Source organism: Streptomyces sp. NPDC058000 (assembly GCF_042886435.1).
Lineage (GTDB): Bacteria > Actinomycetota > Actinomycetes > Streptomycetales > Streptomycetaceae > Streptomyces.
This window is the reverse complement of the sequence record NZ_JBHVQS010000110.1, coordinates 1-13,568: the sequence shown is the minus strand read 5'-3', so window position 1 is coordinate 13,568 and position 13,568 is coordinate 1. Positions and strand designations below refer to the sequence as shown.

10 protein-coding genes and 1 pseudogene are annotated in these 13,568 nt (G+C 69.3%); 3 read left to right on the top strand and 8 right to left on the bottom strand.

The annotated features are described in order from the left end of the window. Positions 1-142, top strand: a pseudogene (locus ACFVT2_RS42565) (IS5/IS1182 family transposase); the annotation flags it as partial. Positions 143-1,534: 1,392 nt separating this feature from the next. On the opposite strand, the gene ACFVT2_RS42560 reads toward ACFVT2_RS42565, so the two are convergent. The 4 genes from ACFVT2_RS42560 to ACFVT2_RS42545 all read right to left on the bottom strand — a co-directional run bounded on the left by ACFVT2_RS42560 (position 1,535) and on the right by ACFVT2_RS42545 (position 6,340). Continuing rightward, positions 1,535-2,779 carry a tyrosine-type recombinase/integrase gene (locus tag ACFVT2_RS42560; RefSeq protein ID WP_390027686.1) on the bottom strand — a complete coding sequence of 415 codons (1,245 nt, stop codon included), beginning with the start codon at positions 2,777-2,779 and terminating at the stop codon, positions 1,535-1,537. 59 nt (positions 2,780-2,838) lie between these two features. Further along, on the bottom strand, positions 2,839-3,147 hold the full coding sequence (locus ACFVT2_RS42555; RefSeq protein ID WP_390027688.1) for a helix-turn-helix transcriptional regulator: 309 nt from the start codon (positions 3,145-3,147) through the stop codon (positions 2,839-2,841). 564 nt (positions 3,148-3,711) lie between these two features. Then, a complete protein-coding gene (gene lpdA, locus ACFVT2_RS42550) occupies positions 3,712-5,112 on the bottom strand; it encodes a dihydrolipoyl dehydrogenase (protein WP_390027683.1) in 1,401 nt (466 codons plus the stop codon). Between the two features lie 346 nt (positions 5,113-5,458). Beyond that, positions 5,459-6,340, bottom strand: coding sequence for an SDR family oxidoreductase (locus tag ACFVT2_RS42545; RefSeq protein WP_390027681.1), 882 nt, complete (start codon positions 6,338-6,340; stop codon positions 5,459-5,461). Positions 6,341-6,523: 183 nt separating this feature from the next. Here ACFVT2_RS42545 and ACFVT2_RS42540 point away from each other — a divergent pair, with 183 nt between their 5' ends. Next, a complete protein-coding gene (locus tag ACFVT2_RS42540) occupies positions 6,524-7,432 on the top strand; it encodes a LysR family transcriptional regulator (RefSeq protein WP_390027678.1) in 909 nt (302 codons plus the stop codon). A gap of 99 nt (positions 7,433-7,531) precedes the next feature. Here the strand turns inward: ACFVT2_RS42540 and ACFVT2_RS42535 are convergent, their stop codons facing one another. From ACFVT2_RS42535 to hemC, 4 genes are all read right to left on the bottom strand, one after another. Continuing rightward, the gene (locus ACFVT2_RS42535) at positions 7,532-10,099 is read right to left on the bottom strand and encodes an MFS transporter (RefSeq protein ID WP_390027676.1); all 2,568 of its coding nucleotides are present in this window, start codon (positions 10,097-10,099) and stop codon (positions 7,532-7,534) included. Then, complete coding sequence (locus tag ACFVT2_RS42530) at positions 10,096-10,650, bottom strand: MarR family winged helix-turn-helix transcriptional regulator (protein WP_390027673.1); 555 nt, start codon at positions 10,648-10,650, stop codon at positions 10,096-10,098. Before ACFVT2_RS42530 ends, ACFVT2_RS42535 begins: the two co-directional genes overlap by 4 nt. 355 nt (positions 10,651-11,005) lie before the next feature. Further along, complete coding sequence (locus ACFVT2_RS42525; protein ID WP_390027671.1) at positions 11,006-11,329, bottom strand: agmatine deiminase family protein; 324 nt, start codon at positions 11,327-11,329, stop codon at positions 11,006-11,008. Next, complete coding sequence (gene hemC, locus ACFVT2_RS42520) at positions 11,230-12,165, bottom strand: hydroxymethylbilane synthase (protein ID WP_390027669.1); 936 nt, start codon at positions 12,163-12,165, stop codon at positions 11,230-11,232. The genes ACFVT2_RS42525 and hemC overlap by 100 nt, the downstream gene beginning before the upstream one ends. A 166-nt stretch (positions 12,166-12,331) precedes the next feature. Between hemC and ACFVT2_RS42515 the strand changes: the two genes are divergently transcribed. Further along, positions 12,332-13,030, top strand: coding sequence for a hypothetical protein (locus tag ACFVT2_RS42515; RefSeq protein WP_390027667.1), 699 nt, complete (start codon positions 12,332-12,334; stop codon positions 13,028-13,030). The last annotated feature ends 538 nt before the right edge of the window (positions 13,031-13,568 follow it).

Genomic DNA, 13,568 nt, shown 5'->3' with positions numbered 1-13,568 from the left:
GTGCGTGAACAAGTGGAAGCAGTACCGCGCGGTGGCCAGCAGGTACGACAAGCGTGACTACATCTTCAACGGCACCCTGACCGTTGCAGCAATCGCCATCTGGCTCCGAGACACCGTCCAAGAGCCATCAGAAACGGCCTAGGTCGGCGGCAGCCGGGCGTAGAGGTGAGCCAGTGCGGCGCGAAAGCCTCTGGCGGTGAGGAAGACGGCGCCGGGGGGATCCGGCCGCGACCTGGACGATGACGGTGCTCCGGCCGTCCTGGCGGGCGACAGTGACGGCCGCGTCGAGCAGTGCCGGAGCACAGCAAGACCGCGTCGGACACCACGAACCAGGCCCATCCCCGAACGCAGAAACCCCCGCCGGAACCAGCCGACGGGGGATCCTCACCTCTCACTTGCTCTCACACGCGTCTCACCAACACCGTCGATGCCGCTGGACCACAAGGCCCCACCTGCACAAACGGCCCCGACCTAGACCACCTGGACGGCACTGGACGCTTCCGACAACCTACGCCAGGTGGTTCCACCGCCAACGCCGACGTGACATAGAGGGGCATCCGCTGGAGGCAACGCCCGCCAGTCAGTTGGCCTGCCAGGACCTTACGGCTCACGCACGGGGCTGGGCATGAGCCGGGCACAGGTGGCCGCCCACGTGATAGATCTCCTTCGAGCCGCACTACGGGTCTGAGAGCCGGCACGGAGAGCCATCCCGGGCTCGTATCCAGCACACCAGCCTTTCCCGGCTTCCGGTAATTGAGGCCAAGATCCGGACCAGGCACGGACCAACGCGCCTCCGACGGCAGCCCCGTCCGTCGTTTCAGCAGGTCAGCACTACGCGAACGCCGCACCACCAGCAGACCAAGAATCCGCTGGTAGTCCGGCGCCAGCACCGTCACCGGCAGCCCTTCCCGCCAGGGCGGCACCGTCGAGCCCGGCATCGACATGGTCGATGGCATCGTTTCCTGCTCCGCCTCGCTCTCGGTCACGGCAGTGGACTCGGCTGCGGAGGCGGCCAGGGCCTCGACCAGCTCCTCCCGTGTGATCACCCGCCGGTCCAGCTCGATCTCCACGGCCTCCAACACCTCAGCAAGCCGGGCGGCTTCCTCCTGCAGACCCTCCACCCGCACACGGGCAGTCGCCTCCCGCTCCTCCAACATTCCCAGCACCGACGCCACCACGCACCCCTCAGTCATGAAGCCGACACAAGACGCCGCATCCCTCTCTCACCCCGAGCGAAAGCACGCCTGACCAGCAAGAACCAAACGATCACGCTCGGTTGAGAGACGGCTTCTTACGACTCACGCCCGGGTTGAGCATGAGCCGAGTACGGGTGGCGCCCACGAGATGGATCACCTTCGAAAGCCATTCTCGGCTTCCGGGGATTGAGGCCAAGACCCGGACCAGGCACGGACCAACACGCCACCGAGGGCAGCCTCCGTCTCGACAGACGACGGTGAGCCGGGCGTCCATCAACGGAAGCACGTTTGAGCGATGGTCCAGTCAGCTCCAAGTCCACGAAAGCCAGTCGACGTGGTTACACGAATATGGTGTCGATAGCGGCCTTCCCATACGCCCCCGCACGCGGCAAAAAGTGTGCGTACTTGCGTAGCGTGAACGCAGGGTCCGAGTGCCCCAGCCACTGCGCCAGCGAGACGATGGACTCGCCAGCCTCCAGCTGTTCCGAGGCGTAGAAGTGGCGCAAAGCGTGATAGCCGTGCTCTCGGGACTGGTCCCATACGCGCCTCCCCTTCACCACCTTCGGCTCGCCGATGACTCCAGCATCCGAAAGGGCCGGCTTCCAGACGCCGGAGTTGAAATGGTTACGGTTGAGCGCCGCGCCTTGTGGAGTTACAACAAGGAGCTTGCAGGTCTTGGGTTTCCTGTATTTTCCCTCTGCAGGTGTCTCTGGGGGGCGGGGATCACCCCAGGGCAGCGTTACCCCAATTGGCGCCCAACTGTCGACGTGTTGCCTGAGCGCAACGGCAACACTCGATGGAAGTGGCACTTCCCGCAGTTTCTTACTCTTGGATATTGCGAAACACTGCCGAGTACCGATGATCTTAACCTGACGCCGAACGCGGATCACCTCATGGGTGAAGTCGATGTCCTCCAGGGACAAGCCGAATGCCTCACCTTGGCGCAGCCCCAGCCCGGCACCTATTTCGATCAGAACTCGGTATCGCTCCGGCAACGCCTCTCTTACGGTCAATACACGCTCCCGAGGCCAAGCCTCCAGCCTTCCAGCCGGCGCAGAAGGTGGCTTGACGCTACTATGCGAACGGCAGGGATTGCGGGCGATCCGACACTCCTCGACTGCGGCCTGAAGCACACCGGACAGAGTCCCCCATATGAGCCGGATCGAGGGCGGCCCGAGATCCCTCTCCAAACGCTTCATCCAACCCCGCAGCGCTTCAGGCCCCACGCTGTTCAGCGGTAGAGGGCCCAGGTGTGGAATTATGTGACCACGCAGACGTTGCTCAATTCTCTCCAACGTTCCGGGGTCACCGCTCCGAGTGGGCCACCAGTGCGACTCAATGTACTCCTTGACATTGATAGCACCGTCGCGAGGATCGGTAAACTCACCCCGTCGTACGTCGGTCTGGGCATGCGCCAGCCAAGCCTTGGCATCCTGAAGTACCGCAAACGATCGACCCTTTACTCCAACTATCCCTTTGACGCGGTATCGCGTGCACTTTCCGTATATCGCAGTTCTTTCACGCTTACCGGTCTTATTGTTCGGCCGCTTCTTTAGCCACCGGTCTTCAATATATCCGGACACGATCCTCAATCGAATAGGAATTAAAAGACTTTCAAAGTCGGCACGTGACAGCTCTTCTGTTACCGCACTCGGCGCACAGGATTTTGCTCCAGCGGGCTCAATATCGTGTTGCAACGCGAATCCGAGCGCTCTTGCTCTGCGATCCACTCGTCAAGACTCACAAGGCGGTACATGACTCGACCCCGAGGCCCCATACGAAAGCTCGGGGGGCCCTGGCGCCGATGTCGCCAGACATAGAGCGTCCGGGGCGACAGGCCGAGATATGACGCCGCGTCTCTCACAGTCAGGAATCCTCTCAGCGTGGCGGCATTGTTTCCGGAGACACGGTCACCCTCGATCAGGGAAGAAGCTGACGAGCAAGCAGTCATGGAGGGGCCTCCGCGGGTATCGAAGAACAGGTCGACTGGCTGTTGCCGCACCGAGTAGGCGGCGACCATCCCATCGTCTGAGGAAACGCCGGTTTGGCTAACCGGCGATCGTCGGCTATGTTTCGCAGCTGCCTCTGAGGCACCAATGATTTCTTGCTGCCATAAAACAAGAGAGTTTGGTGAGAGCAACCTGCGTCTGGCACACCCGATGGCGCAGCAGCCGGTAGAACAGCCCTTCGTTACGACTGTTCAGGAACTGCTGCCAGCAGGACGTGACTGCGCTTGGCTCCGCAAAACGTCCACCACACCTGGCTACGACACGCGCCCTGGCGGACTCCTGCCGGACCTCATGCAGGGAGCGCGCCTCGTGCGCAGGGACTCGGCCTCGCCTGTGCCGTCGCCTTCGCCGTACGGGAGCGCGGCGCACGTGAAGCGGAGGCGGCGTCAGAGCTGCAGACACCGCACGTGACGTCCCAATGTCCCAGAGAAGTCCCACGGGCCCTCTCCACCCCTCCCGCAAGCCAGCTTTTCGCTGGTCGGCGTCATGACCGAGGTGCGCTGCGGTCACATGTTGATCATGTGGCCCGCGAGGCCGTGGATCGCTTCCTGGATCGCCTCGCCGAGGGTGGGGTGGCCGTGGACGTTGCGGGCCACCTCGTGGACGGTGAGGTCCCATTTCTGGGCGAGGGTCAGTTCCGGGAGGAGTTCGGTCACTTCGGGGCCGATGAGGTGGGCGCCGATGATCTCCCCGTGCCGGGCATCGCTGATGATCTTGGCGAAGCCCGCGGTGTCGCCGATGCCGTGGGCCTTGGCGTTGGCGGTGAACGGGAACTTGGCCACCCGGACGTCGTAGCCCTGGTCGCGGGCCTGCTCCTCGGTCCAGCCGAAGCTGGCGATCTGCGGCTGGCAGAACGTCACCCGCGGGATCATCACGTAGTCCAGTTCCATGGTCTCCGCGCCGGCGATGGTCTCCGCCGCCACGATGCCCATCGCCTCGGCGGCGTGCGCCAGCATCAGTTTGGCGGTGACGTCGCCGATGGCGAAGATGTGCGGCACGCTCGTCCGGCACCGGCCGTCGATGTCGACGGCACCGCGCTCGGTCAGCCGGACGCCGGTGTTCTCCAGTCCGAAGCCGGTGGTCCGCGGCTGGAAGCCGATGGCTTGGAGGACCTGGTCGGTCTCCAGGGTCTGGCGTTGGCCGCCGGTGGTGACCGTGACGCGCACCCGCTCCCCGGAGTCGTCGATCCCCTCGACGCGGGTGGAGGGAAGTACGTTGATGCCCAACTTGCGGTAGCGGCGGGCGAGTTCGGCGGACACCTCCGCGTCCTCCAGTGGTACGACGCGGTCCAGGAACTCCACGAGGGTGACCTCGACGCCGTAGTTGTGGAGGACGTAGGCGAATTCGACGCCGATGGCGCCCGCCCCGGCGATGATGATGCTGCGCGGCAGTTCGTCGGAGAGGATCTGCTCCTCGTAGGTCACCACCCGGCGGCTGAGGGAGGTGCCGGGCAGTAGGCGGGTGACCGAGCCGGTGGCGATGATCGCGTGGCCGAACGAGAGGGTCTCGGACCGGCCGTCGCCCAGGGTGACGTGGAGGGTGTGCGGGTCGATGAAGGCACCGATGCCCTCGAACTGCTCGATCTTGTTCTTCTTCATCAGGAAGTGCACGCCCTTGGCGCGGCCGTCGGCCACCTTGCGGCTGCGCAGGAACGCCTCCCGGTAGTCGAAGGTGACCTTGCCCTCGACGTGCATTCCGAAGGTCTTCGCCTCCCGGCCCACGATGTGGGCGATCTCGGCGTTGCGGAGCAGGGCCTTCGACGGGACGCAGCCGATGTTGAGGCAGACGCCGCCCCAGTATTTGGCCTCGACGATGGCCGTGCGCAGGCCGAGCTGGGCGGCCCGGATGGCCGCGACGTACCCTCCGGGGCCCGCGCCCAGGACCACCACGTCGAAGTGCGTGCTCATGCCGAGCGCCCGCTTCGTTCGCCCCCGGAGGCGCCGGGCGTGCACCGTCCCATGCTTCGCTCGCTCATGCTCGGCAGCCTAAGCGGGGGTGGTCGAGGTCGCAGCGCGTCGCGGTCCAGGTGGGGGGCGGCCCGGTGCTCCGCCGCACGGGTTCGAGCGGCCGCGGACCTGGCCTGCGGGGCGGGGCCGGAACGGAACGGTGTCGGCCGGTCCGGCCCCGACCTCTCGGCCGGTGCGCTCAGTTGGCGGACGGATCGGCCCCCGCAGCCGGACCGTCCGCCCGCGGTCGGGAGGTCACCGCGCTGTGCCGGGCGCGCGGTGCTTCACGTGCACTCGACGGTGCCGGTCATCGGCGGTCGTCCCCCGGCGCCGCGCGGAAGGCGGCGGCGTGGTCGCGGAGGAAGTCCTCCAGGGAGCGGGCCGGTCGGCCCAGCAGGCGGGGGACGGTGTCGGCGACGGTCGCGGCCTCGCCGGCCGCGTACATGCCGTGCAACTCGACCAGACCGTCGACCTGCCATGCGGGCATGCCGGCGGCGAGCATCCCCTCGCGGGCCTGGTCGGGCGTCAGTGCGCGGTAGGTGACGTCGTGTCCGAGTGCCGCGCCGATCCGGGCGGCGATCTGGTCGTGGGTGAGCGCCTCGGGCCCGGTCACCTCCAGGACGGCCTTGTCGTTGCCGTCGCCGGTGAGCACCGCGGCGGCGGTCTCGGCGACGTCACGGGCGTCCACGTAGGAGACCGCGGCGTCGCCGGCGGGGAGGGCCAGGGTCCCGGCCCGCAGGGATTCCGCCATGCCCCGGTAGTTCTGCCAGAAGCCGTTGGGGGCCAGTGCGGTCCAGTCGAGGCCGGTGGCGTTGAGCTGGTCGAGGCCGGCGGCGTGCGCGGCGAAGAACCGGACCGGGGTGACGTCGGGGCGTCCGAGGCCGACGGCCGCGTGCAGGACCACCCTGGGGCGGGCGGCCTGCACGGCGGCGTCGATGACGTGGCGCTGCTGCTGTTCGGCGTCCGGGTGGACGGGGGTCAGCAGGTAGACCGCGTCCACGCCGGCGAGGGCCGGGGCCAGCGACGCGGGGTCACTCAGGTCGGCGGTGACCGGTTCCACGCCCGCGTCCCATTCGGCGGGCAGGTTGCGGGGGTTCCGCACCAGTGCGCGGACCGGCACGCCGCGGTCCCGGAGCGCGCTCACCAGCGGTCGGCCGACGGTGCCGGTTGCACCCGTCACGAGAATCATCAAGTCCCCTGAGGTGGTTGAGATGTGCAGACCCAGTGGTGGCCTGTTTTCGGCCAAGTATCGGGTGCGGTCGGCGCGTGCGGCGAGCTTTTTGATCAACAAGCGCAGGTTGTTGTCGATCCACCAGCACCGCTTGTCGCCGAACCGCCGGTTCCGCAGGCCAGCGCCGTAGGATCCGGTCGCATGGAACCCGAGTTGCGCCATCTGCGGGCGTTCGTCGCGGTGGCCGAGCACCGCAGCTTCACGCGCGCCGCCCAGGACCTCTATCTCGCCCAGCAAGCCCTCAGTCAGCAGGTCAAGGCGTTGGAGGAAATCCTCGGCGTGCAGCTGCTGACCCGGTCCTCGCGGCGGGTGGACCTCACCCCGGCAGGAAGCGCGTATCTGGCCGATTGCAAGCGGCTGTTGGCCGCCTCGACGCGCGCCACCCAGCACGTGCGGGCGGTGGCCGCCGGGGAGGCGGGCCGGCTGCGGCTGGCGTACTCGCTCAGTGCGGCGTACGAGACGCTGCCCGAGCTGACGGACCGGCTGGCCCGGCGGCATCCGGGGCTGAAGGTGGAGACCCGGGAGATCTTCGCCGGCGACGCCTGCCGCGCACTGCGGGACAACCGCTACGACATCGTGCTGGTCCCGGCCACGAACCAGCCGAAAGGGCTGACCCGCCGTGCGGTCCGCCGGGAGCCGCTGCGGGTCGCGGTGTGTGACGACCATCCGCTGGCCGGTGCGCGGACGGTGGCCCTCGGCCGGCTGCGCGGTGAGACCTTCCAGCTCTGGCCGCGCGATATGTCCCCCGGCTACTACGACGCGGTACTCGACGCCTGCCGGGGTGCGGGCTTCGAGCCCGTCCTCGACGGCACCGCTTCCGGCACCAATGCCTGGGCCGGGATAGCCGCCGGCCGCGGCATCAACCTCGTGGTGGCGTCGCTGGCCCGTCAGCTCCCCCGCAACATCACCCTGGTGTCGCTCACGCCGCCGGGCCCTGCGCTCACCATCGAGGCCGTCTGGCGCACCGATCACCGGCATCCGGCCACCACACACCTGCTGGACGTCTGCGCCGACCTCTACGGGGCGGAGGACCGGCTCGCCACCGGGTAGCACGCGCGGGCGCCGGACACGGGCCAGGGCCCGGCGACCGGAGTCGCCGGGCCCTGGCCCGTTGCTGTTGCTGTTGCCGTTGCCGTTGCGGCGGGTGTGTCAGTTCACCGTGTCGTGACTGAGCTCGATGTCGCACTCGGCCTGTCCGGAGGCGGTCAGCCGCAGCGGGGCGGCGGCCGGCGGATAGCCGCTGGCGATCAGCGTGTAGTCGCCGCTGTCGAGGTCGGTGAAGACGTACTCACCGTCGTGGCCGCTGGTGGCGCTGCCCACGACGTTGCCCGCCGGGTCCAGCAGGGTCACCCGGGCGTCGTTGACCGCGCCGCCGTGGGCGGTGCGGACGGTGCCGCGGACCTGCGCGCCCAGCGTCAGCCGGATCTCGTACCAGTTGCGGGAGCCGGCGGCCACCTCCACCTGGAGGGCGGACGGACGGTGGCGCTCCGCGCTGACCGCCAGGGTGTAGCTGCCCGGGGTCAGTTCGTCGAAGGCGAAGCCGCCGTCCTGGCCGACGACGCCGGAGGCCACGACCTCACCGCGGACGTCGGTGGCCACGACCAGCGCACCGGGCACCGGGTCGTCGTTCTTCTCCTCGCGGACCTCACCGGACAGTCCGGCCGCGCCGCTGAGCGTCAGATCGAAGGAGACCGGATCGGCGCCCACCACGACGGTCAGCGCCTGCGGCTTGCGGGCGCCGGCGGAGCCGATCAGCACGTAGGTGCCGGGTCCGGTGGTCGGCAGCGCGTAGCCGCCGTCGGCGTCGGTGGTGGTGCGGCCGAGCTGCCGTCCGCCGACGCTGATCAGGGTGACCGCGGCCTGCACCACCGGTCGGCCGCCGCTGTCCCGCACGGTGCCGCGGATCAACGGTCCGGACGCGTCCGCTGCGGTATCCGGGACGCTCCCGGCGGCCACGGCGGCGGGAGCGCCCGCCTCCGGGGCCAGCACGGCGGCCGGTGCGGTCGCGGCCGCGGGCGGGACCTCGCCGTTGGCCTCGGCCTCCGCCTGGGCCCGCGCCTGGAGGCCGGAGATCTGCCGCAGCGGCACCTCCTTGATGAACCACATCAGCAGGAAGGCCAGCGCGACGACGATGGCGCCCATCAGGAAGACGGTGTGCATGGAGTCGGCGAAGCCGCGCTTGAACGGCTCGGCCAGTCGCGGGTCGAGGTGCTGGATGAACGAGGAGTCGCTCAGCACGCCCGAGGAGCCGCCGTTGCCGGGGTGCTTGAGCATGTCGAGCACCGGCTTGTTGGCCGGGTTGTGGAGCACCGCGGGGTCCTTGAGCGCCTCCTGGAAGCGCGCGGTGGAAGCGGCACTCCTGAACGCGTCGCCGATCTTGTCACCGACCGTGCTGAACAGCACGGAGAGGAAGATCGCCGTACCGGCCGTGGCACCCATCTGCCGGAAGAACGTGGACGAGGCGGTGGCCACACCCATGTCCTGCGGCGGCACCGCGTTCTGCACGGCCAGTACCAGGGTCTGCATACAGCCACCCAGGCCGAGGCCGAAGATCAGCATGTAGACCATGGTTTCCCACAGCGGGGTGTCCCACTGGACCCGGTAGTGGAAGAGCAGCATGGCGGCGACCATCAGGGCGGTGCCGATGATCGGGAAGATCTTGTAGCGGCCGGTCTTGGAGGTGATCTGGCCGGACGCGATCGAGGCGATCATCATGCCCGCCATCAGCGGCAGCATCTGCAGGCCCGACATCGTGGGGCTGGCGCCCTTCACGATCTGGAGGTACTGCGGGATCATCAGCATCCCGCCGAACATGCCCATGCCGATCAGCACGGACAGCAGGCTGGTCTTGCTGAAGGTGCCGTTGCGGAACAGTCGCATCGGGATCAGCGCGTCGTCGCCGATCCACCGCTCCACGAGGATCCAGGCGATGATCCCGACCACGCCGGTGACGTAGCAGGCGATCGACTGCGACGAGGTCCAGCCCCACTCCCGGCCCTGCTCGGCGACGAGCAGCAGCGGGACCACACCGAGGGTGATGGTGAACGCTCCCCACCAGTCGATGCGGCGGTTCCGGCGGGTGTGCGGGATGTTGAGGACCTTGGCGACGACGAACAGCGCGATGATGCCGATCGGCACGTTGACCAGGAAGACCCAGCGCCAGCCGGTGATGCCGAGCAGGGTGGCCTGGCCGGCCAGCGCGCCGCCGATCAGCGGACCGGCGACGCTGGAGGTGGCGAACGTACCGAGCATGTAGCCCTGGTACCGGGCGCGCTCCCGGGGCGGGACGATGTCACCGATGATCGCCAGCGCCAGCGACATCAGACCACCGGCACCCAGGCCCTGGAGGGCGCGGAAGCCGGCGAGTTCGGTCATCGAGGTGGAGAAGGTGCAGAGCACCGAGCCCACCACGAAGATGCTGATCGCGGCCAGGTAGTAGGGCTTGCGGCCGTGGAGGTCGGACAGCTTGCCGTACAGCGGGGTGGCGATCGTGGAGGTGATCAGGTAGGCCGTGGTCGCCCAGGCCTGCTCGCTGAGCCCGTGCAGATCGTCGGCGATGGTCCGGATGGAGGTGCTGACGATCGTCTGGTCGAGCGCGGCAAGGAACATGCCCAGCATCAGACCGCTGAGGATGGTGAGGATCTGGCGGTGGGTGAGAACCCCCGCCCCCGGTATCGCCTTGGCTTGCGCCCCCGGCGGAGAGGTGGCTGTGCTCATCTACGTATCTCTCCCTGTTCCACGGCGGCGCCCTGGTCTCCCCCGGAGTCCGGCCGTGCGTGTTGACGTTCTGCCAAGTCCTTGTTGAGCCGGCTCATCAGCCGGATCAGGTCGGCCCGGTCCTGTGGCGACCAGGATTCGAGGATCCCGGCCAGCTCGGCGTCGCGCTGACGCCGGTAGTCCTCGAAGCGGGCCCGCCCCGCCTCGGTGGCGGTCAGCAGCGAACCGCGCCGGTCCTCCGGGTCCGGGCGCCGGGCGACCAGGCCGCGCTCGACCAGCGAGCGCACCTGTCGGCTGACGGTGGACAGGTCCAGGAACGCGTCGGCGGCCAGGTCGGTCGCCCGCTGGTCCCCTCCGCACACCAGCCTGGCCAGCAGCACGCGGTCGGCGGCGCCGGCGTCGTGCTTGACTCGCTGTTTCCACGCTGCGATCAGCCGGGTGAAGCGGACCATTTCCGTCCCCAGCCCCGCGGCTGCTTCGTCCAGGCTCGACGCGGTGGTGATCTCCGAGATCCCAGCCCCATCGCAGGCATGGACCGTGCCGTTGCTCATCGTCGTGATCCCTCGCACTGAATGCGTGCACGCGTGATTGCGTGATCCAGTCGGCCCACTGGATACATTGCTTGTATCCAGCAAGCATAGCGGCTGCGCGAGGGTGCCACCGACCACGGGGGGATTCACTGCGGCACGGAGGAGCGCCGGAGCGTCAACCGCGCGCCCCTGACACCACCATCGCCCCCCTGAGGCAAAACCCTGCCAAGGTGGTAGATATGCCGGAAATGCACCATCGGCCCCCTCAACCAGAAGGGAGAACCCATGTCGTCGAAACGTCGCCGCAAGAAGAAGTCACGCCGCAACCACGCGGCCAATCACGGCAAGCGCCCGCAGTCCTGAGCCGGGCCCGTGGCTAACTGGGGCGGGGCGCCCTGGGGAGCTGCTGGATGACGCAGTGGGCCCCGCCGCCGAAGGCGAGCGTCGGGGCCGGCACCCCGACCACCCGGCGACCGGGCAGCGCGGCGGCGAGCACCGCGAGCGCCTCCTCGCCCCGCTCGCCGCCGCCGACCGGAACCACCGCCCCGCCGTTGGCGGGGACGCATGATCCGGGCTCCCAGGTGGTGGGGGGCGTCGGGGTCAGTGCGCGATGCCGTCGATCAGCTCGCGGGCGCCCTGGCGCAGCAGCGCCACGGCGACGGAGGTGCCCAGTGTCTCGGGGGTCAGCGGGCCGGCCCACTCGTGCGCGTTCAGGACGGTCTTGCCGTCGGGGGTGAAGACGCTGGCCCGCAGGGAGAGTTCCCCGCGCCGGTCGGTGGTGGCGAACCCGGCGATCGGGCTGTTGCAGTGGCCCTGGAGGACGTGCAGCAGCATCCGCTCCGCCATGGTCTCCCGGTACGTCGCGGGGTCGCCGAGGCCGCTGACGGCTTCGATGGTGTCGGTGTCGTCCTCGCGGCACTGGAGCGCCAGGACACCCGCGCCGATCGGCGGGCACATGACGTCCACCGACAGGATCTCGGTGATCGCGTCGGGGCGGCCGATCCGCTCCAGCCCGGAGACGGCCAGCAGCAGGGCGTCGGCCTCACCCGCGGCCAGCTTCTCCATACGGCGGTTGGCGTTGCCGCGCATCGGTACGTATTCCAGGTGCGGGTGCGAGGCGGCGAGCTGGGCGATCCGGCGTACCGAGGAGGTGCCCATCCGGGTGCCGGCGGGCAGCTCGTCGAGGGTGAGCCCGCCCGGGTGGATCAACGCGTCCCGGACGTCGTCCCGCTTGAGGAAGGCGGCGAACGCCGTCCCGGCCGGCAGCGGGCGGTCGCCGGGGATGTCCTTGACGCAGTGCACCGCGAGGTCCGCCTCGCCGGCCAGGAGGGCGGCGTCGACCTCCTTGGTGAACGCCCCCTTCCCCTCCACCTGGGAGAGCGCCCCCATCCACCGGTCGCCGGTCGTCTTGACGGGGACGACCTCGGTGGCGATGCCGGGGTGCAGCGCAGCCAGTTCGGCGCGGACGCGCTCCACCTGGGCGAGGGCCATCGGGGAGTCGCGGGACACGATACGAATCAGTTCTGAGGCGGACATGGCGCCGATGATAGGCCGTCAAATTCGGACAGTTACCGACAGCTCGTCGGAGTTCGCGTGCGTCGCGTCACCTCCGCTCCGACCGCGGACGGGCGGCCGTCGGCCCGCCGACCGGGCCGCCTCGTGCGGCTCTCCCCCGGCCCGACGCCCGCGGTAGCGTCCAGGCATGTCCCGATCAAGCAACCAGGCCGAAGCGGGCCACCGGCCCCCTCCCGTCAGCACGACCCCCGTCACCCCGGATCCCGTGACCGCCGACGACCTCGCCCGCGCCGTACGGCTCTCGGTGCGCCTCCTGCGGACCGCGCCCGCCTCGGCCTGGGAGGGCCGGGCGGCCGGGTCGCTGGAGTGGGACTGCTGGGAGACGGTCGAGCACCTGAGTGACGACCTTTTCGCCTACGCGGCCCAACTGGGGCCCAGCACACCACCGTTGGACCGCGAGGTGCCCTTCTTCTGGCACCGTCGCCGCCCCGGCGGCCCGGCCAACGCGGTGCACGCCGACCGCGCCGCCGGGCCTGCCGGGCTCCTCCAGACCCTGGAGGCGTGCGGCGCCCTCCTGGTCGCCATGGTGCGGACCACTCCCCCGCAGGTGCGTGCCCATCACGTCTTCGGCGTCTCGGATCCGGAAGGCTTCGCGGCGATGGGGATCGTCGAGACGGTGGTCCACACCCACGATCTGGCCTCGGGGCTGGGGCTCGACTGGGATCCGCCGGCCGAGGTGTGCGCGCGGGTCCTGACCCGGCTGTTCCCTGACGTCCCGACCGGGGCGGACCCGTGGCCGACGCTGCTCTGGGCCACCGGGCGTGCCGCGCTCCCCGGGCACCCGCGCCGCACCGAATGGCGCTGGGACGGCACCGTGCGCTCGTGAGGGCCCGGCCGCACGGGCGGTTCGGCCGCCGGGATCGGTGTGGTCAGTGTCGGGAGGGCGGCCGCCGATACCGCCCGGCGCACCGCCGGCCGGTCGGCAATCATCACGTCCGCGGCGCTCAGCGGCTGTTTGCGGCGGCGTAGCAGAATGCGCAGGAGGCGGTCGGTCGGTGGCGGCACTACCTCCGCCGGTCGCTTTCGGGTCGGGCGCCGACCCGGCGGATTGCGGCGGCCGGCGCTCATTTCACCTCGTCGGGGAGCGGAATTCGTTGCCTCATATTCACCATTAATTCCCCGTGGGTTCCGCGGCGAGAGCAGATGCGCAGGCGCTGCGTGTCGAACGGCGCCCCGGGCACTCACCCCCGCCCGGCAGTCGGGAGCCCGGGCCGGTGAGGAGCCGGCCCGGGCTCCCGGCACCTGCCGGCGTGCGGACCTGTGGTGCGCTGCGCCCAGGGCCTGTCCGGTGGATCAGGGTCGGATAGGCCGCGGCGTCTGGTGCGGTGCATCGCAAGGCGCTGGAGCGGCCTGATAGCGGAGCT